This window comes from Paenibacillus sp. P32E, from assembly GCF_001909085.1.
In the GTDB taxonomy this organism is placed as follows: Bacteria; Bacillota; Bacilli; order Paenibacillales; family Paenibacillaceae; genus Paenibacillus_AQ; species Paenibacillus_AQ helianthi.
On sequence record NZ_LVYY01000076.1, the window covers coordinates 233,399 to 260,039 of the forward strand.

24 protein-coding genes and 1 riboswitch are annotated in these 26,641 nt (G+C 50.8%); of the genes, 15 read left to right on the forward strand and 9 right to left on the reverse strand.

From position 1 onward, the window contains the following. The first annotated feature begins 14 nt into the window (after window positions 1-14). The 8 genes from A3848_RS29865 (at window position 15) to A3848_RS29900 (ending at window position 9,888) form a co-directional block, all read left to right on the forward strand. Window positions 15-1,868: a HEAT repeat domain-containing protein gene (locus A3848_RS29865; protein WP_074088659.1), complete on the forward strand. Its 1,854-nt coding sequence runs from the start codon at window positions 15-17 to the stop codon at window positions 1,866-1,868. A gap of 32 nt (window positions 1,869-1,900) precedes the next feature. Beyond that, window positions 1,901-3,004 (forward strand): AAA family ATPase, encoded by a 1,104-nt coding sequence (locus A3848_RS29870; protein WP_074088660.1) that lies wholly within the window; start codon window positions 1,901-1,903, stop codon window positions 3,002-3,004. After that, entirely contained in the window at window positions 3,001-5,346 is a 2,346-nt protein-coding gene (locus A3848_RS29875; protein ID WP_074088661.1) for a DUF5682 family protein, read from the forward strand. Before A3848_RS29870 ends, A3848_RS29875 begins: the two co-directional genes overlap by 4 nt. Next, complete coding sequence (locus tag A3848_RS29880; RefSeq protein WP_074088662.1) at window positions 5,347-6,558, forward strand: VWA domain-containing protein; 1,212 nt, start codon at window positions 5,347-5,349, stop codon at window positions 6,556-6,558. Window positions 6,559-6,684: 126 nt separating this feature from the next. Beyond that, the gene (gene asd, locus A3848_RS29885; RefSeq protein ID WP_074088663.1) at window positions 6,685-7,773 is read left to right on the forward strand and encodes an aspartate-semialdehyde dehydrogenase; all 1,089 of its coding nucleotides are present in this window, start codon (window positions 6,685-6,687) and stop codon (window positions 7,771-7,773) included. A gap of 144 nt (window positions 7,774-7,917) precedes the next feature. Next, window positions 7,918-8,100 carry a DUF3934 family protein gene (locus tag A3848_RS29890; protein ID WP_178382108.1) on the forward strand — a complete coding sequence of 61 codons (183 nt, stop codon included), beginning with the start codon at window positions 7,918-7,920 and terminating at the stop codon, window positions 8,098-8,100. Window positions 8,101-8,207: 107 nt separating this feature from the next. Then, on the forward strand, window positions 8,208-8,924 hold the full coding sequence (locus A3848_RS29895) for a pseudouridine synthase (RefSeq protein ID WP_074088665.1): 717 nt from the start codon (window positions 8,208-8,210) through the stop codon (window positions 8,922-8,924). A gap of 16 nt (window positions 8,925-8,940) precedes the next feature. Next, on the forward strand, window positions 8,941-9,888 hold the full coding sequence (locus tag A3848_RS29900) for a hypothetical protein (protein WP_074088666.1): 948 nt from the start codon (window positions 8,941-8,943) through the stop codon (window positions 9,886-9,888). A 95-nt stretch (window positions 9,889-9,983) separates the two neighbouring features. On the opposite strand, the gene A3848_RS29905 is transcribed toward A3848_RS29900, so the two are convergent. Then, window positions 9,984-11,807 carry an ABC transporter ATP-binding protein gene (locus A3848_RS29905; protein ID WP_256702594.1) on the reverse strand — a complete coding sequence of 608 codons (1,824 nt, stop codon included), beginning with the start codon at window positions 11,805-11,807 and terminating at the stop codon, window positions 9,984-9,986. A 17-nt stretch (window positions 11,808-11,824) separates the two neighbouring features. Next, window positions 11,825-12,262 carry a MarR family winged helix-turn-helix transcriptional regulator gene (locus tag A3848_RS29910; RefSeq protein WP_074088668.1) on the reverse strand — a complete coding sequence of 146 codons (438 nt, stop codon included), beginning with the start codon at window positions 12,260-12,262 and terminating at the stop codon, window positions 11,825-11,827. A gap of 157 nt (window positions 12,263-12,419) precedes the next feature. Between A3848_RS29910 and A3848_RS29915 the strand changes: the two genes are divergently transcribed. Further along, window positions 12,420-12,962 (forward strand): GNAT family N-acetyltransferase, encoded by a 543-nt coding sequence (locus tag A3848_RS29915; RefSeq protein ID WP_074088669.1) that lies wholly within the window; start codon window positions 12,420-12,422, stop codon window positions 12,960-12,962. A 64-nt stretch (window positions 12,963-13,026) separates the two neighbouring features. Here A3848_RS29915 and thiE read toward each other — a convergent pair whose 3' ends face one another. The 7 genes from thiE to A3848_RS29950 form a co-directional block, all read right to left on the reverse strand. Continuing rightward, window positions 13,027-13,677 carry a thiamine phosphate synthase gene (thiE, locus tag A3848_RS29920; protein ID WP_074088670.1) on the reverse strand — a complete coding sequence of 217 codons (651 nt, stop codon included), beginning with the start codon at window positions 13,675-13,677 and terminating at the stop codon, window positions 13,027-13,029. A 1-nt stretch (window position 13,678) separates the two neighbouring features. After that, a complete protein-coding gene (gene thiD / locus A3848_RS29925; protein ID WP_074088671.1) occupies window positions 13,679-14,512 on the reverse strand; it encodes a bifunctional hydroxymethylpyrimidine kinase/phosphomethylpyrimidine kinase in 834 nt (277 codons plus the stop codon). Window positions 14,513-14,540: 28 nt separating this feature from the next. Continuing rightward, the gene (thiM, locus tag A3848_RS29930; RefSeq protein WP_256702597.1) at window positions 14,541-15,344 is read right to left on the reverse strand and encodes a hydroxyethylthiazole kinase; all 804 of its coding nucleotides are present in this window, start codon (window positions 15,342-15,344) and stop codon (window positions 14,541-14,543) included. A gap of 102 nt (window positions 15,345-15,446) precedes the next feature. Continuing rightward, window positions 15,447-16,499, reverse strand: coding sequence for an ABC transporter substrate-binding protein (locus A3848_RS29935; RefSeq protein ID WP_074088673.1), 1,053 nt, complete (start codon window positions 16,497-16,499; stop codon window positions 15,447-15,449). After that, a complete protein-coding gene (locus A3848_RS29940; protein WP_074088674.1) occupies window positions 16,496-17,272 on the reverse strand; it encodes an ABC transporter permease in 777 nt (258 codons plus the stop codon). Before A3848_RS29940 ends, A3848_RS29935 begins: the two co-directional genes overlap by 4 nt. Next, entirely contained in the window at window positions 17,259-18,044 is a 786-nt protein-coding gene (locus A3848_RS29945) for an ABC transporter ATP-binding protein (RefSeq protein WP_256702595.1), read from the reverse strand. The genes A3848_RS29940 and A3848_RS29945 overlap by 14 nt, the downstream gene beginning before the upstream one ends. 111 nt (window positions 18,045-18,155) lie before the next feature. Next, window positions 18,156-18,259, reverse strand: a riboswitch (TPP riboswitch). 71 nt (window positions 18,260-18,330) lie between these two features. Continuing rightward, window positions 18,331-18,987: a TetR/AcrR family transcriptional regulator gene (locus A3848_RS29950; protein WP_074088675.1), complete on the reverse strand. Its 657-nt coding sequence runs from the start codon at window positions 18,985-18,987 to the stop codon at window positions 18,331-18,333. A gap of 194 nt (window positions 18,988-19,181) precedes the next feature. On the opposite strand from A3848_RS29950, the gene A3848_RS29955 reads away from it, so the two are divergent. From A3848_RS29955 to A3848_RS29980, 6 genes are all read left to right on the forward strand, one after another. Continuing rightward, window positions 19,182-20,702: a DHA2 family efflux MFS transporter permease subunit gene (locus A3848_RS29955; protein ID WP_074088676.1), complete on the forward strand. Its 1,521-nt coding sequence runs from the start codon at window positions 19,182-19,184 to the stop codon at window positions 20,700-20,702. Between the two features lie 344 nt (window positions 20,703-21,046). Continuing rightward, window positions 21,047-21,898, forward strand: a complete 852-nt coding sequence (locus A3848_RS29960; protein ID WP_074088677.1) for an amino acid ABC transporter substrate-binding protein — start codon at window positions 21,047-21,049, stop codon at window positions 21,896-21,898. Window positions 21,899-21,956: 58 nt separating this feature from the next. Then, complete coding sequence (locus A3848_RS29965; protein WP_074088678.1) at window positions 21,957-22,625, forward strand: amino acid ABC transporter permease; 669 nt, start codon at window positions 21,957-21,959, stop codon at window positions 22,623-22,625. A gap of 12 nt (window positions 22,626-22,637) precedes the next feature. Continuing rightward, window positions 22,638-23,390 (forward strand): amino acid ABC transporter ATP-binding protein, encoded by a 753-nt coding sequence (locus A3848_RS29970; protein WP_074088679.1) that lies wholly within the window; start codon window positions 22,638-22,640, stop codon window positions 23,388-23,390. A 666-nt stretch (window positions 23,391-24,056) separates the two neighbouring features. Then, the gene (locus tag A3848_RS29975; RefSeq protein WP_178382106.1) at window positions 24,057-25,208 is read left to right on the forward strand and encodes a TolB family protein; all 1,152 of its coding nucleotides are present in this window, start codon (window positions 24,057-24,059) and stop codon (window positions 25,206-25,208) included. A 623-nt stretch (window positions 25,209-25,831) separates the two neighbouring features. Beyond that, the gene (locus A3848_RS29980) at window positions 25,832-26,257 is read left to right on the forward strand and encodes a GNAT family N-acetyltransferase (RefSeq protein WP_074088681.1); all 426 of its coding nucleotides are present in this window, start codon (window positions 25,832-25,834) and stop codon (window positions 26,255-26,257) included. The last annotated feature ends 384 nt before the right edge of the window (window positions 26,258-26,641 follow it).

The window sequence follows — 26,641 nt, forward strand, 5'->3', positions numbered from 1 at the left end:
TAGGGGGACAGCCCATGAGTACAGCATTATTGCAAGAGCTTCATCAAGAGGTCAGAAGACTATATATTGCCGGCAGTGACCTGGCAGCCGGTGATTTCCGGCTGAAACGGCTGCTTCCACAGTTTCAACAGCTTGGCGAGCGGGCAGCAGTCTTTAAGCGGCTGGGGGAAGGCATCACCTCCCTTCTGGAACCGGGTGACGGACAAGGAACGCCTGCCGCCGTCCGGCTGCAGGAGCTGACGCTGCTCCTGGAATCGGTATTGTACACCCAAGGGGTTACCGCACCTGAAGGAACGCCGGGGGAGCTTCGCAGCCGCAATCTCTCTCTGGATACCAAATTCCCTTACCGGAAGCTCGCGGTAGTACGGCAGGCACTGACTACAACCGGGAGCGGCAGATATGAGATTGTGACCGAGGCTTTTAAGGAGGGGATGTTTCAGGATCTTCGTCTGCTTCCCCTGGCGATTGCGGCTCTAAATGATCCCTATTCGGAGATCGCTGAATTTAGTATGACCGAGATTCTTCCGGCTTACGGCCCTGCCATCGCTGGTTATCTGATCGAAAATCTGAATATCGCAGGCGGTAAAAGTGAAGTCCGCAAACTGAAGACCATTGCCAAGGCGGGTGGAACAGAAGTCCTTGAAGAGATCTTTCAGGCTGCTGAAACCGGCAGTGACGATATCCGGGCCGCCGCGATCGAATGCCTTGGCAGTCATGAGGTTTACCTCCCGGCCCTGCTGGAATGGAGCACCGATAAGAAAAAAGTGATCCGCGAGGCTGCGTATAAAGCGCTCACGACAGGCGGATCGCCGCAAGGCGAAGACCGGCTGTATGAAGCATTTGCGGCGAAGAAGGACCGGGAGTTGGTGGCCGATGCGCTGGTATATTCCTCTTCCGAGCCACTTGCCGAGAGATTGTCTGTTCTTTATATGCAGGAGCTGCGTGAAGCGCCGCAGGAGAATGTGGATAAGAAAAAAACGGAGGAAGTGTGGAGCAGAATCCGTCCGTTTGCGACCGTTCTTTCCGGACAACGGAACCCGCAGCTGGATGAGCTCTACAGCTATGTAATCCAGGAATATGCCCGGTTTGCTTCCCTGGGTTACACGACTATCATCAATGAAGCGGCTTGGTACAAGCAAAGGGCTGCTTCCGAATCAGCCTTTGAAGAGCTGCAGCAGCTGCAAAAACAGGATTCCCGTTATTTTCCGCACTACTTCCGGGCAGCCCAGCAGCTGATGACACCTGACGAGCTCTACAGGCATTTCGGCGGGACGATGATTAACAAGCTGAAAGCTGTAGTTACCAAGGATTCTGCACAGCGCAACAAACTGCTCATGGACACGATCAAAGAGCAGGTTATGACTGCGGAAGAGCTATTGTATGACGCGGTCTGGGACCCCCAGAGGGAGCGGCAGTACCGTGAGTTGGGAATGCTCTCTCCTGAAAAAATTCAGGCTGCATGGGACCTGCGCTGGCTGGATTTGTTCATTCACAGGGACGTACCGGAGCTGGTATGCGCTTTTGCACATCCGGGTCATGAAGAATCCCGCCGCTATCTGCTGAACAAGCTGAGCGAGCAGAACAACCAGCAGAAAAGGCAGCGGAATCATGAATTTTTCACAAATATATTTACAGGTCTTGAACGTTCTGGAATGCAGGACCCTGAGCTGCTTGAGCTGATGATGTCTGTGATGGAAAATGAGAAGAACTATAACCCCTACAGATTTGATTACGCCCAGTTCCAGCAAATGCTGCGGTTTCCCGCAAGCTTCAGCAGCCGTCTGGAAGCCCTTCTTCCGAATCAGAGGTACTACGAAAGCCGTGCTCAGCTGGAATATGTGATTCATCAGCTTCGTAGCCGGGAATAATCAAGAGCGGTCCATACAAAGGAGAGATATCCATGTCAACGGAACAAGAACAGCTTCAGGATTATATGCGGCTGCCGGCAGAGATTTTATACCGGGAGGAGCTTGAGGCCCTACGCAAGGAGGATAACGGCAATATCCCCGCTGGCTGGCAGATGTCCCCGCGTTCGGTGCTGACCTTTATCGCAGGCGGCAAGGCTGGCAATACAGTCATTACGCCTAAGTATATCGGCAATACACGTCTGATCGAGATGGCGGTCGCCACATTGGTTACTGACCGGGCACTACTGCTGATCGGGGAGCCGGGAACGGCAAAATCCTGGCTGTCGGAGAATCTGGCGGCGGCGATCTACGGGAATTCGGGTCTGGTAGTTCAGGGCACTGCCGGCACCAGTGAAGAGCATGTGCGCTATTCATGGAACTATGCCATGCTTCTGGCTAACGGCCCTACTCCTGAAGCACTGGTCAAAAGCCCGATTATGCGGGCCATGGAGGACGGCGGGATCGCCCGGTTCGAAGAGATCTCACGGTGCGCTTCAGAGGTGCAGGATGCGCTGATCTCCATTCTTTCGGAGAAGACGATTTCTGTACCGGAGCTAGGCAAGGAAGCAGGGGCACGCAAGGGCTTTTCCATTATAGCTACTGCCAATACCCGGGACCGCGGTGTCAATGAAATGTCTGCTGCGCTCAAGCGGCGCTTCAATATTATTGTGCTGCCCGCACCGACGGATATCGAAACCGAGCTGTCAATTGTGAAGAAGCGGGTAGCTGAGATTGCATCATCCTATAATCTTGGGGCTTCCGTTCCTGCGGATGAGGCGCTGCTCAAGGTCGTTACAATCTTCCGTGAACTTCGCAGCGGCATGACACTGGACAAGAAGGAGAAGGTGAAAACTCCTGCAGGGGTGATCTCCACGGCAGAGGCTATCTCGCTGCTGACGAACAGTATGGCACTTGCGGCCAGCTTCGGTGATGGTGAGCTGACAGAACGCGATCTTGCTGCCGGGCTTCAAGGGGCGGTTGTCAAGGATGATGACAAAGACAAGCTGGTCTGGAAGGAATATCTGGATAATGTGATGAAGAAAAAAGGAGCGGAATGGCGCGGACTCTACCAGGCCTGTAAGGAGTTGAACGAGTGAAAGCGACTGCTGAAGCCGGGGTACATATTTTCGGAGTGCGGCACCTGTCTCCGGGCGGCGCGAAGCATCTGCTGGAATACCTGAATGAGCTTCAGCCGACGGCGGTGCTGATCGAAGGCCCAAGCGATGCGACGGATGAAATCCGCCATTTGACGAATCGCTCAACGGAGCCTCCTGTTGCCATATTAGCTTTCACGGAGGAGTTGCCGGTGCGTACGGCCTTGTGGCCGTTAGCAGTCTATTCCCCTGAATATCAGGGCATGAAATGGGCCAGTGATCACGGGGCAGAGGCTGCATTTATTGATCTTCCTTCCTCGGTCATTCTAAGCCTTCAAGATGCCATGAGACGGGAAAGTATCTCCGTACAGGAAGTGAAGCCTGAAGCGGATGAAGCGGTTGAGCCGTCAACTGAAGAGGTCAAGGAACAGGAATCCGTGTACAGCCGGATTGCCCGGCTTGCCGGTGAATATGACTATGATATGTATTGGGAGCGCAATTACGAGCACAATTTAAGTGCCGGAGCTTACCGTGCAGCGATTCTTTCGTTATCTGCCGGGATGCGCTTGCTATCGGAAGGCCGGGAGCAGCTCGAGCAGCCGAAAGAGCACGCGTATAATGCTCTGCGCGAGTCTTATATGCGGCGGCAGATCCTGGATAAAATCGCTGAGGGGCATGCACCGGACAAGATCGTGGTCATTTGCGGAGCGTATCATGCGTCTGCCCTTGCAGATCTGTCGGACGCCCTGAGCGACAAAGAACTGTCCGGGCTTCCTTCACGCAGCACCAAGCTGACGCTGATGCCGTATTCATACTACAAGCTCTCTACCATGTCGGGCTATGGGGCGGGGAACGGAGCGCCTCATTACTTTGAAATGATGTGGGAGACCATGGACGCCGGGCGGCCGGAGGAGCTGGCACATCTCTATTTGTCCACGCTTGCGGGCTATTTACGCAGCAGCGGGACACACCGCTCCACAGCCGAGGTGATCGAGGCTGTGCGCCTGGCCGAGTCGCTGGCTGCGCTGCACGGCGGGAGTGCGCCTACCCTGCGCGATTTGCGGGATGCCGCCCAGACGCTGCTTGGCCACGGTGAGTTGTCTGTCATCGCCGATGCCCTGGCGAGGGTGGATGTAGGAACAGCTATCGGGCAACTCGCTGACGGTGTCAGTCAGACACCGATCCAGGACGATCTAAACCGGCTGCTTAAGCGTTATAAGCTGGAGAAGTATAAATCAACCGTAGCCAGCGAACTGCCGCTGGACCTCAGGGAGAACCGCAGAGTGTCCAGCGAGGAGGCCGCCTTTCTGGACCTGAGCCGGTCTATTTTGTTCCATAGACTGCGGCTGCTCGGGATATCTTTTGCGAAGAACAGGCCCAGCGGGCAGGACGCGGCAACCTGGGCAGAATACTGGATTATCCAGTGGACGCCGGAGGTGGAGATACAGGTGGTTGAATCGACCCTCCTTGGGGAGACCATTGAAGTGGCTGCCGCCTATGTGCTGCGCGAGAAGCTGCAGGCTTGCCGGTCCATCGCCGAAGCTTCAGCGCTCATCCGTATTGCCTGTGAATGCGGTTTGACAGCGCAGATGGAAGAAGCCAGCCGGGTTCTTCAGAGCCTTGCTGTAGACAGCCGCGATGTGGTTGGCATTGCCGCTGCTGCCCGCGAGCTGGCAACGATTATCGGCTTTGGCGACATCCGCAAGGTGGATACCGTACCGCTTACACCACTGCTGGAAGAACTGTTCCGGCGGGGCTGTCTGTTCCTGCTGGATGCGAGCGGCTGCAATGACGAGGCCGCCGGGCAGATGATTGTGGCTATGAATGAACTGAACGGAATATCGCTGGATTATAGCGAGACGGTGGACGAACCGCTGTGGCTGCAGGAGCTGCTGCATCTGTCTGAGCAGGATAACCGCAACCCGAGGCTGTCCGGCTTCGCCTGTGCCATTCTGATGGAGCGTGGAGCGATCTCAGCGGATGAAGTCGCTTCGGAAGTCTCACGCCGTCTGTCTCCCGGCATCCCGGCCGATCTTGGAGCGGGATGGTTCGAAGGCTTGTCGATGCGCAACCGGTATGGACTGCTCTCCAGAATGAGCCTCTGGGAGCAGCTGAACGATTATATCAATGCGCTCGAGGATGATGAATTCAAGCGGGCGCTGGTGTTTCTGCGCCGGGCATTCAGCACCTTCTCACCAAGAGAGAAAACGATGATCTCCGAGCTGCTCGGTGAACTGTGGGGTGTGGATACAGAGCAGGCGGCAGAGATTCTTACCGGAGAACTGAAGGAGGATGAAGCCAAGATGCTGGACGATTTGAATGATTTTGACTTCGGTGATTTTTAGATGACGAATGACAGTAAGCAGGAGAGTACTGTTACCCGTTGGCGGCTGATTTTGGGGCAGGAAGCCGAAGCCTCACTTGCAGGCTATGGTGAAGGCGGCCAGCTTAGCCTGACTGAAGAGGAATTAATCATGGATTCAGCACTTGCCGCCATCTATGATGAGACGAACGGAGGCGGCGGCTCCGGCAATGCTCCCGGCGGCAGGGGCAAAGGAGCAGGGACGGGCCATGCCGCTCTGAATCTCTCGAAGTGGCTTGGCGATGTGCGCAGCTATTTCCCGGAAGATGTCGTATCGATCATCCAGAGTGATGCCATGGAGCGCAGGGGCTGGAAGCAGCTGCTCTTCGAGCCGGAGCTGCTGGCTGCGGTGAAGCCGGATATCCAGCTGGTAGGCACGCTTTTGTCACTCAAGGGTAAAATTCCTGAAAAGACGAAAGATACTGCAAGAATGCTGGTCCAGGCTTTGGTTGATGATCTGGTCAAGCTGCTGGAGACCGATATCCGCCGCGCCGTTACCGGGGCGCTGAACAAGCGGCAGCACTCTCCGCTACCATCGCTCAGCGGGCTGGACTGGAAGCGGACCATTGAGCGGAATCTGAAGCACTATGACCAGGAGCGTCGGATTATTATTCCTGAGCGGTTTTATTATTTTGACCGGGCACGCCGCAGTAAGGAATGGACAGTTATCGTGGATATTGACCAGAGCGGTTCGATGGCCAGCTCCATTATCTGGGCTTCGGTCATCGGGTCTATCTTTGCAAGTATTCCTGCGCTGAACACCAGGGTAGTCGTTTTCGATACTGAAGTGGTGGACTTGACCGAGCAGTGTGCTAATGATCCGGTGGATATGCTGTTCGGGATTCAGCTCGGCGGAGGAACGGATATCCACAAGTCGGTGAAGTACTGCGAGCAGTTCATTGAAGAACCTAAGAAGACGCTATTCATTATTGTCTCGGATCTCTATGAGAACGGCAACCAGGCTGGGCTTGTGCGCCGGATGCGCGATCTGCGCGAGTCAGGGGTCCGCACAATGACCCTGCTGGCCTTGTCGGATGAAGGCAAGCCCTCTTACGATGAGCGGCTGGCCGGACAGTTGTCGCGCGATGGCACACCTTGCTTCGCCTGCACTCCGGCCCTGCTGCCCCAACTTGTGGAAGGGGCGCTTAAGGGACAGGATCTTGGTGAGCTGGCGAAACGTCTGGGAGCTTCGTAACACCAATAATTTTTTCCAAAAGCCTCTTCTTTACAATCACATATTGTGTAAGCTGCATATATCATTTATAATCGGTTATTAAAAAGCACCTATCGAAGGCGCTGCTTGAAAGGAAATGAATTTCTTATGTCAAGTAAGTTGAGAGCGGGTATCGTCGGGGGTACTGGAATGGTAGGCCAGCGTTTTATCGCATTGCTTGAGAATCATCCCTGGTTTCAAGTAACGGCGATTGCCGCAAGTGCAAATTCAGCAGGTAAAACTTATGAAGAATCGGTCAAGAACAGATGGAAGCTGTCCACTCCTATGCCTGAGGCTGTCAAAAGCATCATGGTTCAGGATGCCTCCAAGGTGGAGGAAGTGGCTGCGGATGTAGATCTGATTTTCTGCGCCGTTGATATGAAGAAAGAAGAGATCAAGGCGCTGGAAGAAGCTTACGCGCGCACTGGAACGCCAGTGATCTCCAATAACTCTGCGCACCGCTGGACGCCAGACGTTCCTATGGTGATCCCTGAGATCAACCCTGAGCATCTGGAGGTCATTGCCCAGCAGCGCAAACGTCTGGGTACGGAGACCGGATTCATCGCGGTGAAGCCTAACTGCTCCATCCAGAGCTACATGCCTACGCTGCATGCGCTCCATGATTTTAAGCCGTCCAAGGTGGTAGTGACTACCTATCAGGCGATCTCCGGGGCAGGCAAAACCTTTACCGATTGGCCGGAAATGATTGACAACGTCATCCCGTATATCGGCGGTGAAGAAGAGAAGAGCGAGCAGGAGCCGTTGCGGATCTGGGGTAACGTGACTGAAGAAGGTATTGTGAAAAGCGAACAGCCTGTCATTACGACACAATGTATCCGTGTGCCTGTTGCTGACGGCCATATGGCTGCAGTGTTTGCCTCCTTTGAACAGAAGCCATCCAAGGAAGAGATTCTTGAACGCTGGAACAGCTTCCAAGGCCGTCCACAGGCACTCGGCCTGCCAAGCGCTCCCAAACAATTCATCACTTATTTCACAGAGGAGAACCGTCCTCAGACGCAGCTGGACCGCGACATTGAGAACGGTATGGGTATCTCTGCCGGCCGGCTCCGCGAGGATTCGCTCTACGACTACAAATTCGTCAGCCTGTCCCACAATACGGTTAGAGGTGCAGCCGGAGGTGCCGTATTAATCGCTGAACTGCTGAAAGCGGAAGGTTACATTCTGCCGAAAAAATAAACCGCACACTAATATATATGAGGGTAAGCAACAACCTGCCGGATAAGTTCCGGCAGGCTGTTTGCGTATTTACCTGACATATTGTGCATTGTAATGGTAAGATAGATGGATGCAAGACGAAAACTGAATACCGGGTGGAGTGATATTGTGGCAAAAAGTAAAGGCGGCGGCACAGGCAGAGGAACAGGCAGCAAGGGCTGGACCCGCTGGAACAAAACGGCGAAACCTGTGAAGCCGGCAAAAGGCGGACCCTCTGGGGGACCTGGCGGCAAAAGCGCGGGAGCAGCCAAGGGCAGTGGAACCAAACCAACTAGGAGCGGCAAGTAAAACGGCCGGATGCTCATAGATCAACATGCGGCATCTGATTTGGAATTTGTAGCGTATACACTCCAATCAGGTGTTTTTAATTACCCTTCAGGAGAGCGGAAACAGACATGAGAATCAATAAGTACATAAGCGAAACAGGGATTTACCCCCGAAGGGAAACCGATAGATTACTTGCGGCCGGGCGGATTACGATTAATGGCCTTCCTTGTGAAAAAGGTGCGGAGGTTGAGCCGGGCGACATTGTAGCCGTCGACGGAGAGCTCCTAGCTGCTGTCGATAGAGAGCCAGTATACCTGGCGCTGAACAAGCCAATAGGCATCACCTGTACATCCTCACGCGAGGTGAAGGGGAATATCATTGATTTTGTGGGATACCCATCCCGGATATTTGCCATTGGCAGGCTGGATAAACAGTCGGAGGGACTGATTCTGCTGACTAATGACGGAGCGATCGTGAACCAGATGATGCGCTCGGAATATGGTCACGAGAAGGAATATGCGGTTACTGTTGACAAACTTGTGACGGATGAATTTCTTCAGAGGATGGCTGCTGGTGTGGAGATTCTTGGTACACGGACCAAACCATGCGAGACCAGCCGGATCAGCGAGACTGAATTTCGGATTGTACTTACCCAAGGACTGAATCTGCAAATCCGCCGTATGTGCAAAGAGCTCGGTTATAGAGTGCTCCGTCTGGAACGGATCAGGATCATGAATATATCCTTGAGCGGGCTGGAGAGAGGGCAGTGGAGGCATCTGGAGCAGGATGAACTGGCAGAGCTCCATGGAATGCTTAGCAATGCTCAGGCCCCTTTACAACCATAGAGGAGGACTACCTTACATGCGCTTTGTGAGTTTTTTTATCATGTTGATATTCCTGGCCGGTTGTTCATCATCCGGGGATAACGGGAATGCGGGGCATACAAGCCCCACCGAAAATCCTGTGTCAGCAACACAGGCATCGCCGTCACCGCTTGCTTCACCGGCTGTTTCAGCATCGCCAGCAGTAGAAGCCGCAGGGGCTGCATCGATAGAGGATCAATATCCTGGTTTTGTACACAAAGAATCTTTTGATCTGAACGAACAGACCTATGAAGTTTATTACTGGAATAGCGGAGATTTTGATTATACCCAGTTTGTGGTTGCGAAGAACCGTGAGATTCTTTTTGACAGTAAACATCAGGGATTAAGCTTTGAAGGCGGGGACAAATTTGATCAGGCCAAGAGCATTTGGGCAAAGGCGCTTATTCAAAATGGACGGCCCACACTGCTGTTCAGCCTGGCAGATAACCGTCCCGAGTCGGCAACTATTGTTCTGGAGGAGATAGAAGGTAAGCTGCAAGTCACTGTGAATGATGATGTTCTATTGACCTATGAGGATGTAGATCAAGACGGCGAGCTGGAGTTGTTAGCCAGTCCATATTCCGGTCAGGTGCCTCTTGGGCCCGCATTATTCGCTGTTTATGAGTTCAAGAATGACCAATATATCCCGAATCGAGCCAGAACGCAGCAATATTATGAGAACCAGCTGGTTATTGAGGAACAGCATTACAAAACAGAACCTGAAGAAAGCACCTTTGAGTCGTTAATGGATGTATATCTGATCTTGGACCGGCTGGACGAAGCAGAGGCAAAGTTCCCAGAATATTATAAGTGGGCGGGCCAAACTGCCGGGGACGGCGGATTTGTGAGTGTCTACCACAAACTCATTGAAGCGGGTACCTACGATCCGATCAAGGGATGGATGGATAAGCTCAAACCACTGGATCACACCAGCCCTCATCAATAATTATATAAAAGAAATCCGTATGTGCCTTTTTATACCATGGCGCCATACGGATTTTTGTTATTCTGATATAAGATATATGCCTGTGTTCCTAATTGTTAGGCCAGAACCTTGGACTCGAATTGCTTGTCGTATAAATCTCTGTATACTCCGTTATGCTCCAGAAGGGACTCATGTGTTCCTTCCTCGACGATAGCTCCGCTCTGAACGACGAGAATTTGATCCGCCGCCATGATGGTAGAGAGCCGATGGGCGATCACGATGCTGGTCTTGCCCTGGAGCAGGGAATGCATGGCTTGCTGGATATAATACTCGGAGGCTGTGTCAAGGGAGGAGGTAGCTTCATCCATGATAATGATCGGCGGATTCTTCAGCAGCACACGGGCGATGGAAATCCGCTGCTTTTCGCCGCCGGACAGCTTGATGCCCCGGTTACCCACAACGGTGTCGTACCCCTCCGGCAGACTCAGAATAAAATCGTGAATATAGGCTGCCTGGCATGCGGCAATCATTTCTGCCTCGCTGGCCCCGTCTTCTGCGTACATCAGGTTGTCCCGGATCGTTCCATTGAATAGATAGGTGTCCTGCGTAACAAGGCCTATCTGTGACCGCAGGGAATCCAGTGTAAAGTCGCGGATGTTGCTGCCACCGATTGTGATCGAGCCTGAATCTGTATCATAGAGACGCGGAATAAGGTTGGTGACGGTTGTTTTTCCAGCGCCGCTTGGGCCGACGAGTGCAGTTAAGGTTCCGGCAGCAGCAGTGAACGAAATTCCGTGCAGCGCTGTTTTATCCGCCTGGTAGGCAAACGATACGTTGTGAAAACCGATATCCTTGCCGGCTGCGGGAATGACCCTGGCCTCCGGTTCGTCTACAATCTGTGGCTTCATATCAAAATAGTCAAAAATCCGTTCAAACAACGCCGCAGAGCGCTTGATATCCACATAGAGATTCGTCATTTGCATCACGGGTCCATAGAGTCTCCCCAGCAAAGCTACAAAAGCTACGATTGCCCCAACGGACAGCTCTCCCTGAATAAACAGGTAACCGCCATATAAGTAAATCATTAATGGACCGATACTGGTAAAAGTGGACAGAACCATCATGAACCAGCGGCCGGCCATGGATTGCCGGATTTGCAGGCTTGTGGCTTCCGAGTTAATGGACTGGAATTTGGCGTACTCTGCCGATTCTTTGGTGAATAGTTTCATAAGGAGATACCCGCTGATGCTGAGTGTCTCCTGGATGATCTGATTTTGATCTGAAATTTTTTCCTGGGTCTGCTTGGCCAGCTTCCAGCTGATATTGCCCATCTTGCGGGTAGGGAAGATAAATAAAGGGATTACAAGAATGCCGACCAGCGCCAGCTTCCAGTTCATGATGAACAACGTAACCGCAGTGGAGACGAGAATGAACAGATTACTGGCAAAATTGACTACTGTGCTGCTGAATACACCCTGCACCCCTGAAATGTCGCTGGTCATACGTGTGATAACTTCACCTTGCTGTACCCCGGAGTAGAACTGCAGCGGCATCTTTTGCAAATGGCGGTACATTTGGTTTTTCATATCGAAGACAATGTGCAGCGAGATAAATGAATTCAAATAATTCTGCAGCACACCCAGCAGGCCGGACACGACAGTTGTACCCAGTGAAGCAAGAACGAGCAGAACGAGCAGCCGCAAATTTTTATCCGGAAGCGCCTGGTCGATAATCTGCTGGATGAACAGGGGAGGCAGGAGTCCAAGTCCAGCGGTCACAATCAGCACCGCCATTACGAGCAGGGTTTGTTTCCAGTAGGGCATGAAAAATTTCACGATGCGGAGCAGGAGAGCTTTGCTGAGATTGGCTTTTTGCGCGTCGTCGTCGAATTTCAATCGGCCATGGGGGCTGCCCGGTCCAAAACCTCGGGACATTCTCATCACCAGCTTCTATTGATTTAGGAATTCAGATGCAGCAGCAGCTGTTTGTTCATATGAATAAGCTGACGCAGCTCATCCTCCTTGAAGGGTGCCAGGGCTTCCCCGAGCACCTTATGGGACCAAGCTTCCTCGTTATAGCGCTTGCACAGCATCTCACCTTCGGTGGTGAGGTATAGCATCGTCTCTCTGCGGTCCAGCTCCGAAACTGTGCGGGTGACCAGTCCCTTGAGCGCCAGCGCATCAATATGCAGACTGACCCGGCTTTTGTTAAATACCAGGCGTTCCGTAACTTCCTTCTGGGTCTGCCCCGGATGCTGTAGAAGGAAATTCAGGATGCCGATCTGATGCACGGTCAGCCCAAGGTCCGCCGCGCTTTGATGTGCCAGCTTCTTAAGCTGACGGGCTACTGCAAAATAAGATTGATACACTTCTATGGTTTGCTCACGATCAGCCATGCTGCACCTGCCTTTGAAGAAAAGTTATCAATGTGAACTGTTTATAAAGTAAACCAATAATTTGGTATAGTCAAGCACGAACAACATTGACTAAACCGTCAGCATGTTTAATATTGGAAGTGCATACAGCTGAATTCCTCAGGAAAGGGAGTACATCATGAAAATGGAATCATGGCAATATGAACGCGGCGGCAAAAGCATTACGATTCGGGAAGCAGCCCCCGCAGATGCCGGGATGCTGTCTGAAATTCGGCTGCAAATCGATGGAGAGACGGAGAATTTGGATAGGGAACAAGGGGAGGCGTATATGGATGCGGCGGGCTTTGAAGAGCTCATCTTAAATGATGCCGCTAACCTCAAAAACCTTTTTTTAGTGGCAGAGATTGACGGCAGGCTGGCCGGATTCTCCAGATGTGAGGGAACTAGCTTGAAACGCTTGTCTCATCAAGTGGAATTTGGTATTGGTGTGCTGCAGGAATACTGGGGAGTTGGGATTGGCAGCCAGCTGCTGGCCGCCTCCATCCACTGGGCGGAAGCCAGCGGCATCCGCAAAATCACATTGAAAGTCCTGGAAACGAACAACAAGGCTATCGCACTCTATCAGAAACTGGGATTTGAAGAGGAAGGCCTTTTGAAGAACGACAAGCTTCTATCTGACGGCAAGTATTATCACACCGTTATAATGGGTAGATGGAGCTGAGGATTCATATCTGCCACGTAAAAAAGCACAACGCCAATCGAAGAACGGCGGCTGTGCTTTTTGGTTATATCACCATAAGGAACTTCCGCGCAGCAGCACTGATGTTGTCTGCTCCGGCAATCGCAGAGATCACAGAGATTCCATCCGCTCCAGCCTTTATTACAGGGACTGCATTATCCACGGTGATACCTCCGATTCCAACCAGGGGAATGGTAAGTCCGCTGCGGCGCAGCGTCTCTATCACAGCGGTACCCTGAACCGCTTCAGCATCGTCCTTGGAAGAAGTGGGATAGACCGGCCCGACGCCCAGATAATCGGCACCGTCCGCAATAGCCTGTTGGCCTTCTTCCAGCGTATGGGCGGATACCCCGATGATTTTATGCGCTCCCAGCCGCTCGCGGATCGAACGGGCAGGTTCATCGTCCTGTCCAACGTGAACACCGTCCGCATCCAGGGCAACCGCCAGCTCAATGTCATCGTTTACGATAAAAGGCACCTGGCACTCCCGGCAACGCTGCTGGAGCTGCCGGGCAAGCTCGACATAGGCCTGGCCGGTGAAAGCGGTCCGGCCTTTTTCGCGATACTGGAACAAGGTAATCCCGCCCTCAATCGCTTCAGAGAGTGATTCCAGTGGAGCCTTCCGGCAGTTCACACTGCCCATAATGAAATATAGTTTCAGCAGTCTGCGCATATCTTCGCTGTCTATCCGCTGCATATCAGCGCCTCCCCCTCATTCTGTTCTGATAGGCGAAGTGGTTCGTCGGCCCGTGTCCGGAACCGATATTCAAGCCGTCTTCAATGGCTGCATGGATAAAAGCCTTGGCTGTCTGAATCGCTTCAGGGACCGTTTTGTGTTGTGCAAGTTCTGCGGTAAGGGCAGCGGAGTAAGTACAGCCGGTTCCGTGGGTATGCTGAGTTGCAACACGTGGACTTTCCCAATAAGTGAACTTCTCTCCATCAAATACAAGGTCAGTTACCATAGGGCTATCTTCATCAACATGACCACCCTTGAGCACCACATAGCGCGGTCCCATGGCATGAATAAGTCTGGCTGCTGTCTCGCGGTCTGCCATGCCCGAAATCTTCATTCCGCTCAGAATTTCTGCTTCAGGGATATTGGGTGTTACAGCCAGGGCCAGTGGCAGCAGATAGCGGATCAGTGCCTGTACGGCTTCCTGCTGGAGCAGGGGAGAACCGCCTTTGGCAACCATAACCGGATCAACGACCAGATGGTCCCAGCCATATTGGCTCACCTTTTCGGCAACTGCAAGGATGAGTCCGCTACTGAACAGCATGCCTGTTTTGACAGCATCCGGTGTAAGATCGGTTCCGATGGAATCAAGCTGTGCGGTAACGGCATCCGCTTCCAGCGGATATACGCCTTGAACACCTAAGGTGTTCTGTGCTGTCACTGCAGTAAGCGCGGACATACCGTATACCCCCAGCTCTTGGAAGGTTTTAAGATCGGCCTGAATGCCAGCCCCACCCCCGGAGTCGGAACCGGCAATTGTCAATGCTTTGAATATTTTATTCCTTGTAGGCTCTGTCATCGCAAGCTCTCCTTTGGTGAAAATGTTATCATTGTTCAAGTCGTTGTATGCGGGAGCGCTCTGCGTATACTTCCGGGGTAACGAGAGCCAGCTGATTCAGGAACTCGATCTGGAAGCTGCCGACTCCCTGTTGGCACGACCGATTGGCCGCAATTTCAGCGGCAACGCCATAGAAGGATATAGCTTCTGCAGCTGCTTCCAGCCAGGCGCCGCCGCTAGCTGCCAGGAAAGCGCCGACGACTGCACTGAGCAGGCATCCGGTGCCGGTAACCTTAGTCAGTACAGGGTGGCCGTTGCTGACTACGTAGGTGGTGCTGCCATCCGTGATAACATCCTCTTTACCGGTGATGATCACCACACAGTTCAGCTTCAGCGCAGCTTTTACAGCCAATGCCACCACATCACCGTCTCCGGTACCGGCATCCACACCTTTGATGTTCCAGCTCTCGCCTACCACATGGGCCACTTCAGCGACGTTGCCGCGCAGCGCGGTGATCTGCATTTGGTTGACCAGCCTATGGGTTACTTCGGTGCGGTAAGCAGTGGCTCCGGCACCTACGGGGTCAAGGACAACCGGCACATGATGACGGTTCGCTGCCAGTCCGGCAATTAGCATCGAATCAATGGCGTAGTCATTGAGTGTACCGATATTGAGCACTACTGCACCAGACATAGCGGCAATATCCGCGACTTCTTCATGTGCATCCGCCATAAAAGGCGAAGCCCCGAGTGCCAGCAGTCCGTTCGCACTGAAGTTCGCGACCACAATATTGGTAATGTTATGCACCAGCGGATTGCTGTCCCGCACTTTGGATAAGAAAGACATGAGTATTCCTCCTAAAAGTTTTGTCAGCCTTGCTTCTATGAACTCACTTCGTACAAAACTCGCTCCAGAAGCGTAGACTTAGTTATATGAGCATTTATGAATTCTCATTTACAAGTTAATAAAAGCCTCCGCGGTCTTCACCTTGCCATTCAGCAGCCCGTTATCACTCAGCCAGGTTTGTACCTTTTTCCATGATGCAGGGTCCTGATAGCCAAACGGCTCACTGCCGGCGTCCATTAGGGGCAGCAGCAGCTGCAGGCTTTTGGACTCGATGTCTTTGTCGAGTGGAGCCGTTGCATCCTCATGAGCCAGAAGGAGGTTAAGTGCCTCCTGCGGGTGATCCGCAACGAATTGCTGTCCTTTACGTGCTGCCTGGATAAACTTCTGGATATAGCCTTCAGAATTCTGCAGGCCCTGGTCGCTGGCGACCAAGACTAGCTCATAATAATCGGGGACGCCGTAATCGGTTGGATTCAGCGAAATGACCGGATGGCCTTCCTTTTCTAGAATCAACTGTTCATGGTTAATAAATCCGCCAATAATGCCATCGACACGCCCGGTTGTAATGGCTGGAATCAGGTCAAAACCCACATCGGTCAGGGTTACTGCTCCAGGATCTCCGCCATCGCTTTTGACCATGGTTTTCAGCATAGCTTCATAGAGAGGGATCGAGGAGTATCCGGCATTTTTGCCTGCCAGGTCCTTTGGGCTCTTGATCCCGCTGTCAGCCGGAACCATCAGATGATTAAGCGGATGTCTGACGATCGCAGCAACAGACTTCACCGGAATCTGCTCACCCCGTGCCATCAGCACCTGCGGCTGGTAACTTAGGGCCAGGTCAACTTTACCTGCGGCTACGAGCTTCAGGGCATCATTGCTGTCAGCGGGCATTTGGATATCCACAGTAAGCCCTTCGTCGGCAAAATAGCCGTTCTGCTGGGCGGCGTACAGGAAGGAGTGGACTGCGTTCGGGTACCAGTCGAGCATAATCGTCAGCTTGTGGGGCTGCCCGCCTTGATCCGCTGATGCAGAGCTGGCTGGAGACTTATCATTGCTGTTCCCACAGCCTGTCGCAGCAAGTCCCAGACACAGAAGCAGCAATAAGGGGAGCAAAGGGAGTTTCCTTTTTCTAAAGGGAGGTTCAGAAGGGATCAGTTTCATCGATGAATGCCTCTTTTCTGCAAAATAATTTTTTCGAGCAGCACAATAAATAGAAACAGAATGATTCCGAGTGCAGATAAAAGAAATACTGCGGCGAACATTTCCGCACTTTGCAGATTGCCCGCCATCCGCCGGCTGAAATAGCCGAGCCCCCGGCTACCGCCCAGCCATTCCCCAATCGTCGCGCCAATGACGCAGTAGACCATAGAGAGCTTGAGACCAGAGAACAAAGAGGGCAGTGCAGGCGGAATCTGGGTCTTTCGCAGAATTTGCCAGCGGGTCGCACCAAGTGTGAGCAGCAGTTCTTTGTACATAGCACCGCTTTTGCGCAGACCGTCAAAGGTCCCTACTACCACCGGGAAAAAGGCAGTAAGGAAAACCACCGCAACCTTGCTCCATAGGGTATAGCCAAACCACATAATAAAAATGGGTGACAGCGCGATCAGCGGAATGGTCTGACTGATCACCAGCAAGGGGTATAGCGCCTTTTCAACCGGAGTGAACATGTGCATTCCCGTACCCAGCAGCATGCCGCAGGCTGCTGACAGAACAAAGCCGAGCAAAACCTCCTGAAGTGTAGCGGGTAAATGCTCTCCGAAGAGCAGCTCTTTCTGCTCCATCAGAGCCGTCCATATAGCCGTTGGAGCCGGGAGAATGAATGCTGGAACAAGCTTCAGCCGTGCAGCGAACTCCCAGCCAGCTAGGGCAACCAGTACCAGCAAGGCAAAGGGGCCATATTCGCGCAGAAAGGTTCTGCTACTAGATACTCTCATGCAGCCTCCGCTCCAAATTCTCCCGCAAAGTAATAAACTTCGGTTCATAGTTCATCCGGTAGTGTCTGGGCCGCGGGATATCCACCGAGAATTCCTGTACACCGCCGCTGCCTCCAGACATCAAGTAAATCCGGTCACTGAGCAGCAGCGCTTCCTCCAGATCGTGGGTGATGAACAGAACCGTTTGCTTAAGGCTGCTCCACAATTCCAGGAGCCAGCGGTGCAGTTCACGCTTGGTTATGGCATCCAGTGCTCCAAAAGGCTCATCGAGCAGCATCAGCTCATTTCCAGCGGCAAGGGTACGGAGCATAGCGATCCGCTGACGCATCCCCCCGGACAGCTCCTGCGGGTAGAGCCGCTCTGTACCTTCAAGGCCAAACCGTTCGAGCATCTCACGAATATTCTTTACAGCATCTGCCTTGCTGCCTTTTCGCTTCAGCTCCCAAGGCAGCAGGCAGTTGTCCATCACGGTTCTCCAGGGCAACAGCAGATCCTGCTGCGGCATATAGGCGACCTGGCCCAGGCGCGACGATGGATCGTCAGAGATCATTCCGTGAACTTTGAGTTCGCCACCTGTATGCCGAAGCAGACCGGCGATGATTTTGAACAGGGTGCTTTTTCCGCAGCCGCTGGTACCGACAATAGAAATGAATTCGCCCCGGCGGACGTTCATCGAGAGCCTACTGAATACGGGCGTCTGCGGTGAAGTGCTGAAAGCATAGGACAGGTTAGTGATAGAGATCATACTCGTATGTATTAAGCCTCCTTTCATTGGCACGCATCTGCTTCCGGGACTGCGGAAGCACAATAAAGACCCATCCGTCTCCAGGGGAGGCAAATGGGTCTGAAAGGTTCAGGCAGTAGGCGTGAAGCGGCACTGCTGATCGATTCTGTTCCACTTCCCTCCGCTGGTATGATCCAGATCAGGTTCCAAGGGTCCGAAGCTTAAGGCTTCGTCTCAGTCATTAGACTCCCCTAGTGAAATAGCAGGTCAATATTATATTCGTAACTGCTAACTAATATAGCATATTCCAGAATGTTGTCAAAAGAAAGTGTGCTCAGGACCGCTGCAGTCCAGTTACGAATAGGGTTAGAATCCCTTCCAGGATATCCTTTTTGCCCGACCCGTGAAGTTTCTGCTGATAGAGATAGAGATCAGGGCTGAGGACCGCGATCAGAGAAGTTGCGGCAAAATGCGGATCAATAGCAATCAGCTTGCCGTCATCAGCAACCCTCCGCAGACGCTCGGCCATAACTGCATTCAGCCGCTGGAAAATCGGATGTTCAAACTGGGTAAGCTGTTTCTTACCCGTGAACTCAGACTTGATCATCTGCAGCAGCTCGGCATGCTGGTCTATGAAATCCACCACTTGTTCAATACTGCTCCGCAGTTCCTCAATGGAGCTGTCTGTTTCTAAAGTGGTTTGGAGCTCCTGCTCCAAACGGGTAAGAAAACGCTCTGAGCTGGTGGAGAGCAGGGCAGAGCAAATTTCACCTTTGTCCGTGAATCTGCGGTAGAGCGAGCCCTGGCCGATTCCTGCCTGCTTGGCAATGCCGTACATACTGACTCCTTCCAGACCGTTCTCAGTAAAAAGCGCTCGGGCGGCCTCAAGAATACGCTGGACATAAGGGTCCTGATTATTCCGGAAGGAGGATGGATTTGATGGTGGTATTGGGTTTGAGGATGGGTTGCTGCCTTGTTCTCTCGGGTTCATGACAGGCTCCTTTCAGAAATACAGTATATATTTACAGGAAATATGTGAACTCCATTGACATAGCGGACAATTGTCCGTAGACTGAAAAATGTAAATACGGACAGTTGTCCGTTCAGAGATATATTATATCGATTAAGCTGCGCTGAGGTCAATAAGTCCACCTGCGCGCAGTTCAATCCAGGAGGAGATAGAGAATGGAGCAATCGCTGAAACCGGAGGCCGATTTTCGCCTGTCAAGCATTCTGGTTCCGCTGCTGGCCATCATTGCCGGTGTATTCATGGTGGTGCTCGACAGTACGGCTATGAATGTGGCTTTGTCAACGCTGGTCAAGGATTTTAATACGGATCTAAATACATTGCAATGGATTGTGACCGGGTACATGCTGGCCCAGGCCTCGGTGATCCCGTTGTCCGGCTGGCTGTCTGACCGCTTTGGGGCCAAGACTGTTTTTCTGACTGCAGTTATCGTATTCACTATGGGTTCAATTCTCTGTGCAACACCAAGCCGTGCAGAATGGCTGATTGCGTTCCGTGTCCTGCAGGGTCTGGGCGGAGGTTGTGTGCTTCCTGTCGGGATGGCATATGTGTACAAACTGGCACCCAAGAGCAAGGTAGGCGTAGTCATGGGGATCATGGGTATTCCGGTGCTGTTCGCTCCGGCTATCGGTCCCGTGCTGTCCGGCTGGTTAGTGGAGTATCATTCCTGGCGCTGGATCTTCCTCATTAATATTCCCATTGGAATCATTTGTCTTCTGATTGGTTCCCGCAAGCTGCCTCAATCGGAACGCAGCCAGGTGCCGGGGATGGATAAGCTTGGGATCATTCTTGGGCCCCTTGCCTTTGCTTCTCTGTCTTACGGGGTGAGCCAGGGAGCGGACAGCTGGACTTCGGACAAAACACTGATCGGTTTATCCCTCGGTGCTGTGGCCTTAATCGCTTTTGTCATTGCTGAGTTTCGTTCGGAGACACCGCTCCTGGAACTGCGTATTCTTCGCTCGGTCGATTTCAGCACAGGGATTGTTGTACAATGGATTGCACAGTTCGGCTTGTACGGTGCGCTGTTCCTGCTCCCGCAGTTTCTTCAGCAGGCCCGCGGCTTCGGAGCATTTGATACGGGTCTTACCCTGCTGCCCCAGGCAATTGCCTCTGGCCTTATGATGCCCATTGCCGGGATTTTGTTCGACAAGATCGGAGTTCGCTGGCTGGTGGTCTGCGGACTCAGCCTGGTTTCGGGTGCGTTGTACCAGTATTCTCATGTGGATCTTACCACGCAGAGCAGGGACCTGATTCTGCCGCTGATCATGTGCGGTGCAGGCATGGGAATGATGGTGATGCCAATGAATACACATCTGCTCAACAAGGCGCCAAGTCATTTGGTTAACCGGGTCACTTCCTTGACCAATTCCATGCAGCAGGTAATCAATTCTCTGGCTGTTTCCACACTGGTAACTATCCTGACCTCAAGAGCGGCTGCGCGCGGGGCGGAAATGCAAGAGGCTGCCGCTGCAGCCGGCAAGAGCGCGGCAGAAGCTTCACCCGAAGCCTTGAAGCTGGCTACACAAACCGTTCTTGCCAAAGGGTTTGATGATACCTTTCACATTATGATTTTCGTTGCTCTGGGCGGTGCTATGCTGGGCTTACTTCTGCGGAGAGGGCGCAGAGTCGGGGAAGACGGCTCCAAGTCAAAGGTTCAGCCTGAAATGATGCATAGTTAGTTTCTGTAAATGCAGTCAAATAACATATGGGTTAGTGCAAATATCTCCGTTCAGCATTCAGGTGCTGCGGGGATTTTTTTATTGTAGAGGCGCTATAAAGACTGCGAAGCTGTTTCCACTTTTTGTACCTGATTTCTCTGGGGAATTTAATATGTTTTGGGGTAAGCTATCTCAATACCGGCAGGCTTAAGATAAGGAAAATAGCGGTTCAAACGCTTACATCATAATTCCGATGTTTATTATCGGAAAAACTATTGACTCCGCTGATGTGACGGTGTTACTATTCAACTTGCCGGTGAACAGCTGGTACATACAGAGAATGAGACGAGAGGGGTTATCGATTTATGAAAAAACTTAGTTTGACTATTCTATTGCTGCTTACAGTGGTACTGCTAGCAGCTTGTGGCAATAATAACAATAATGCCGGAGGCAAAAATTCAGCAGCCGAGTCTTCGGCAGCACCTACTGAAGGAGCTGCAGCAGCTGCGGAACAAAACAGCCTGGAGGCCATCAAAGCCAGCGGTAAGCTGCGTATTGGGACCGAGGGTACCTATGCACCATTTACCTTCCATGATGCTTCCGGCAAGCTAACCGGCTTTGACGTAGAGATCGCTGAAGAGGTGGCCAAGCGGCTGGGAGTAAAAGCAGAATTTTTCGAAACCCAGTGGGACGGCATTTTTGCCGGGATGGACGCGAAGCGCTTTGATGTTATCTTTAATGAAGTTTCCATTACCGACGAACGCAAGGTGAAGTACGATTTCTCGGACCCTTATATTGTCTCCAAAGCTGTGCTGATCGTTGGCGAGAAGAATGAAGATATCAAGACCTTCGCCGATCTGAAAGGTAAGAAAGCCGGCCAGTCTATGACCAGTAATCTGTCTGATATCGCCCGTAAGAACGGAGCGGAAATCGTGGCAACCGACGGTTTTAATCAAGCCATTGATCTGCTGACCTCAGGGCGCATTGATGCAACCGTGAATGACGGCCTATCCTATCTGGATCTGAAGAAGCAGAAGCCGGATGTGAAAATCAAGGTTGTTGACGAAATTGCAGAGGGCTCTCAGAGTGCGGCTGTCTTCCTGAAAGGCAACGATGAACTGGTAGCCGCTGTGAACGAAGCTCTGGCAGCTATGAAGAGTGACGGTTCATACCTGAAGATTTCCGAGAAGTATTTTGGCGCTGACGTTTCCAAATAATAACGGGTAGACGAGGGCGGCCGAGGCCGCCCATAGTCTAGAGAAGGATGTCTGAACTATGGATGACCGTAAAATACAAATTTTCCTGGATTCGATGCTGCCCCTGCTCAAAGCCGGGGTGGCTTTTACCATTCCGCTGGCTGTCGTTTCATTTATCTTGGGGCTTCTGCTGGCTGTATTGACCGCACTGATCCGCCTTTCGCCATGGACCTTGCCGAAGCTGATCGCCCGCTTTTACGTTTGGATAATCCGGGGCACACCTCTCCTGGTGCAACTGTTTATTATTTTTTACGGCTTGCCGGCGGTAGGCATCATACTTGATCCTTTTATTGCTGCTACGATAGGATTCACGCTCAGCGTGGGCGCTTATTCCTCCGAGATTGTGCGGGCCGCGATTCTGTCTATACATAAAGGCCAATGGGAAGCAGCATTCTCTGTCGGAATGACACGGGGACAGGCGCTGCGCAGAGTCATTCTCCCTCAGGCAGCGCGTGTTTCGGTTCCACCGTTGTCCAATTCTTTTATCAGCCTCGTTAAGGACACTTCACTTGCAGCGACAATCACTTATGTAGAGATTTTCAAAACAGCGCAGCAGATTACGGCAACCACCTATGAACCGCTGCTGTTATACTGTGAAGCGGCTCTGTTTTATCTGCTGTTTTGTTCCGTGCTATCCGTTCTGCAAAATCACCTGGAGAAGCGGCTCGACCGTTACTCGGCGAGATAAGGAGGAGTACCCGTGATTGAAATTCGTGACTTGCATAAATCGTTCGGCCCCCTCCAAGTGCTGAAGGGTGTAGACCTCACCGTTGAACATGGCAAAGTACTCGTTATAATAGGCCCTTCCGGATCTGGAAAAACAACCCTGCTGCGCTGCTTCAATCTGTTGGAACAGCCTGACCAGGGAAGCCTGGCACTGGCTGATCTGAAGCTGAATTTCACAACCGGCGGCAAAATCCCGCAGCGTTCGATACTTGCGCTCCGCCAGCGGACCGGAATGGTCTTTCAGTCCTATAATTTGTTCCCGCATATGACCGCATTGGGAAATGTGATGGAGGGTCAGGTTACCGTCCAGAAACGCCCGAAGGAGGAAGCCCGCAAGCGCGGCATCGAGCTGCTCGCCAAGGTTGGCCTTGCGGACAAGGTGGATGCCTACCCGCATCAATTATCGGGCGGACAGCAGCAGCGTGTCGCCATTGCGCGGGCGATGGCCGTGGAGCCTGAAGTACTGCTGTTCGATGAGCCCACCTCGGCACTCGATCCTGAGCTGGTAGGCGAGGTATTGAAGGTAATCAAGCAGCTTGCCGCCGAAGGCATGACGATGGTCATTGTTACCCATGAGATGAAATTCGCCGCAGATGTGGCGGATCAGATTATATTGATGGATGACGGTGTAATCCTGGAGCAGGGGACACCGGCTGAAGTGCTGGAGCATACAACGAATCCGCGCGCGCTGCAGTTCCTGAACCGGATTAGCGGAGAGGACATCTAATCTGGTTTTTAACAAAAAAGGCAGTCCGGAAGAACGTCCGGGACTGCCTTTTTACAAATATAAGGATTTATATGTTTCACACTATAAATCATCCTTCTATTTCTCGCTGAAACGGATACCTGAGGGGGTGTCCCATAAGCCATGAAATGGCTGGGACGCCCCTTGTTTTTAGAGTTGGATAGACGGTTGCGCTTGGTGAGGACGCTCCGCGAACGAAACGTTGTTCCAATCGCTGTGGTCTCCAGATTTTTTTCATTCCCCTTAGCGGTGAAAATCCGGAGACCAAGGCGAACGCTGCCGCTTTTCCACAATCATTCCGTTCTCTCCGCTGTTTAAGTGGGAACCGTATCTACAATCCTTCTAAAATCATAAAAAAAGAAACCTTTCTTTGGTAAAATGGAAGTGCGGCCAACCATTTTCAATCAAGGAGAGGTTTCTTTTGTACATTCAATATACCATGGACCAACTTTACTTGCCAATGGATATGGAAGAAGATATTCCCGAAAACCACCTCGTTCGTGTCGTAAATGCTGCTGTCAATCGATTAGACTGTCCAAAGAAAATAAAGTATTAGACTGAAAAATAAAGTGTTAGACTGGGAAAATAAAGTTGTAGACTGAGAAAACAAAGTATTAGACTAGCTGACTAACTCATGCAGAAAGTACATTGAAAGCCGCTTTTATCCGCGAAGAGAATCTTTGGTTGAAAGTCGATAAAGTGGAAAAACAAATAACTAATGATTCGCGTGTGGATTCACCTGTTTGGTCATATGATGGGAAATGGATTGCCTATACGAAAAAGGATGGAATATGGGTTTATGATACCCTGGGCATGAAAAGCTACCAGGTGTATCATGAGGGAGGCTCAAACTGTCAATGGGCACCAGATAAAAATGTTCTTGCCTTCCAAGACCGCAGCGTTCTGGATATTTCAGACATTCGTTTGGGAAAACCTAAAAGTTTTACGAATGTAGCCCTAGGTGTCAGTAGTTTCTCATGGATGCCAGATGGAAGTGGCTTTTTGGTTTCATCAAGTGCAAATCTACTCCCAAATGGATGGACAAACCCTATACTTTTTAAGGTTCCCTTAGGAAAGGACCTAAAAGTTGAAGACTTAACTAAAAATGTGCAACAATTTTTCACCATCCCTGGGAATTTGAAGAAAGGTAATATTGAAATATTGGCAATAGGTACGTCTAGTTTCGAATGGTCTGCTGATAAAAAATGGATTGCTTTTATTGTCCATCCAACTGCTTCATGGTCTATGGATAGCAATATGCTTTGCGTGTTATCTTCGGATGGAAAGAAGTTTGAACCTCTCGATGAGATGGCTTCGGGGTTTGCATTTAATTGGGCACCCAGCAGCAATTTATTGGGATACATTCAAGGTGGCGGTAGAATGATCTTTGGATTCAAGAACAAACATTTGAAAGTAAAAGAACTCCCTGCTTTGCAATCTCTTATTTTGACACCCGAAAATTTTGTTGATCTAAGTTTTACATGGCAGAGCGATAAGAATGTAATTGTTTCCAGGTCACCTGAAATAGAATGGTCAAATAAACCCTCCAAGAGGGCACTGCCGATTTTATTTAGAATTGATATTCAAAACAAAGATCAAAAGCAAATAAGTTTCCCACCTATCGGGTATGGTGATTTTAACCCTGAATTTCTGTATCTAAATCAAAAATTAACTTGGACACGATCGAATTGGGGTAATAATGATGTTTGGATTTCCGAGCCAGACGGAAAGTCGGCAAAAAAATGGATCGAAAACGTAGATTATCAACATTCAGTAAGTTGGTATGCTCCAATGGAGTGAATAGCATAATATTTAACCGTCGGGTAGTCTTGGCGGTTTTTATTTTAATTGGGCAGGGTTACTCCAAATGAACTGCAGATACCATTGCCGATCTATTTTGTTTCGAACAAGAGTAAAATTAAGATACTAAATATGGAGAAGGTCGAAATTCCTTGTGAAATAGAAATTGGTTTTTCATTATTTCCAAACGTACGATTTTTTTTGTTTCGTAATGTGACCCCTAATATAAAGTAAAAGGAATATATTGTTATAACAAAAATGTGGGGTCGTGTGGGAGTCAGACTTGTTGGCTGGCTCGAAATTGTACATTAAACTCTAACGGGGAACGTTAGCAATAAAATCCAGAAACATCAAGAAATCTGCAGACAACAGCGGCCGGAAGTCCAAATATTCTCTGGAGTCACGGCAATCCTAAAACATAAAAATCATTAGTTCAATCTATATAGCTGACATTTTATTGAGTTATAGTCTATTAACAATAAACCACACCTGCAATGAAATAGCCACACCGTGGTTCTAGTAATTTCGCTAATATAATACTATGATTACGATGACTGGGTTACCGATAGAGATTTATGTCGAGCGACACCTTATAAAGTGAGAAATGAATGGAGATGAAATCTATGATTAGAGTTGCGAAATTGGAGGATAGAAAAGATATATCCAAATTATTGATGCAATTAGGCTACCCGGACACCGAATTTTTTATTAAAGAGAACATGGAAAGGCTTCTTGCTGACCCCAATGAAGAATTGATGGTTTATGAAGCTGAAGGAAGGGTTACTGCCTGTATTTCCCTGCATTATATCCCACAATTGGGTATGAAAGGAGATATCGCATCAATTAGTTATTTTGTTGTGGACTCTTCTATTAGAAGTAAAGGAATTGGAAAGGAATTAGAGGAATTTGCCTCTGCCTCTTCCAGAAAAAGGGGATGTGACAGTATCCAAGTTCATTGTCATTCCAGAAGAATAGATGCTCATAAATTTTATGAGAGACAAGGTTTTAAGGAGGCTCCTAAGTACTTTTCAAAAATGTTAGACAAATGACAGACCACTTTTAGTAAATAAACAGCAAAGTTTTATTAGAGAGCTAAAGAGAGCGAGTGGTTCAGAGTACCCAAAAGCCGTTCAACTCCCTCGAAATGATTCAGTTTCCTCACTCAGACTCATGAATTCGCAGGATTTCATCCTGTAGTTAAAGTGAAGAAGAAGATGATGAAGGAGCCGGTGGCTGGGAGATGGAGAATTGGGCATGCGTAAATAAAGGGTGCATAAGGATTACCCATATTGTTCCATTATGCGCACGTCTCCACTTCGCCCTAGCGATTCTCACTCCCATGTCTCAACGGGTCATAGCCCTTTCATTCCTTCGTCACATCTAACTAAGGGGTGGAGGTCGGTCTTTCTAACGGAACGGGTCCGAGCCCTTTT

Excerpts from the sequence above, each read along its gene's own strand:
- asd (WP_074088663.1), top strand. The coding sequence starts at position 6,685 with ATGTCAAGTAAGTTGAGAGCGGGTATCGTCGGGGGTACTGGAATGGTA.
- A3848_RS29865 (WP_074088659.1), top strand. The coding sequence starts at position 15 with ATGAGTACAGCATTATTGCAAGAGCTTCATCAAGAGGTCAGAAGACTA.
- A3848_RS29935 (WP_074088673.1), bottom strand. The coding sequence starts at position 16,499 with ATGAAACTGATCCCTTCTGAACCTCCCTTTAGAAAAAGGAAACTCCCT.
- A3848_RS29915 (WP_074088669.1), top strand. The coding sequence starts at position 12,420 with ATGAAAATGGAATCATGGCAATATGAACGCGGCGGCAAAAGCATTACG.
- A3848_RS29945 (WP_256702595.1), bottom strand. The coding sequence starts at position 18,044 with ATGAAAGGAGGCTTAATACATACGAGTATGATCTCTATCACTAACCTG.
- A3848_RS29950 (WP_074088675.1), bottom strand. The coding sequence starts at position 18,987 with ATGAACCCGAGAGAACAAGGCAGCAACCCATCCTCAAACCCAATACCA.
- A3848_RS29880 (WP_074088662.1), top strand. The coding sequence starts at position 5,347 with ATGACGAATGACAGTAAGCAGGAGAGTACTGTTACCCGTTGGCGGCTG.
- thiE (WP_074088670.1), bottom strand. The coding sequence starts at position 13,677 with ATGCAGCGGATAGACAGCGAAGATATGCGCAGACTGCTGAAACTATAT.
- thiD (WP_074088671.1), bottom strand. The coding sequence starts at position 14,512 with ATGACAGAGCCTACAAGGAATAAAATATTCAAAGCATTGACAATTGCC.
- A3848_RS29895 (WP_074088665.1), top strand. The coding sequence starts at position 8,208 with ATGAGAATCAATAAGTACATAAGCGAAACAGGGATTTACCCCCGAAGG.
- A3848_RS29900 (WP_074088666.1), top strand. The coding sequence starts at position 8,941 with ATGCGCTTTGTGAGTTTTTTTATCATGTTGATATTCCTGGCCGGTTGT.
- A3848_RS29965 (WP_074088678.1), top strand. The coding sequence starts at position 21,957 with ATGGATGACCGTAAAATACAAATTTTCCTGGATTCGATGCTGCCCCTG.
- A3848_RS29910 (WP_074088668.1), bottom strand. The coding sequence starts at position 12,262 with ATGGCTGATCGTGAGCAAACCATAGAAGTGTATCAATCTTATTTTGCA.
- A3848_RS29870 (WP_074088660.1), top strand. The coding sequence starts at position 1,901 with ATGTCAACGGAACAAGAACAGCTTCAGGATTATATGCGGCTGCCGGCA.
- A3848_RS29940 (WP_074088674.1), bottom strand. The coding sequence starts at position 17,272 with ATGAGAGTATCTAGTAGCAGAACCTTTCTGCGCGAATATGGCCCCTTT.
- A3848_RS29905 (WP_256702594.1), bottom strand. The coding sequence starts at position 11,807 with ATGAGAATGTCCCGAGGTTTTGGACCGGGCAGCCCCCATGGCCGATTG.
- A3848_RS29955 (WP_074088676.1), top strand. The coding sequence starts at position 19,182 with ATGGAGCAATCGCTGAAACCGGAGGCCGATTTTCGCCTGTCAAGCATT.
- A3848_RS29960 (WP_074088677.1), top strand. The coding sequence starts at position 21,047 with ATGAAAAAACTTAGTTTGACTATTCTATTGCTGCTTACAGTGGTACTG.
- A3848_RS29980 (WP_074088681.1), top strand. The coding sequence starts at position 25,832 with ATGATTAGAGTTGCGAAATTGGAGGATAGAAAAGATATATCCAAATTA.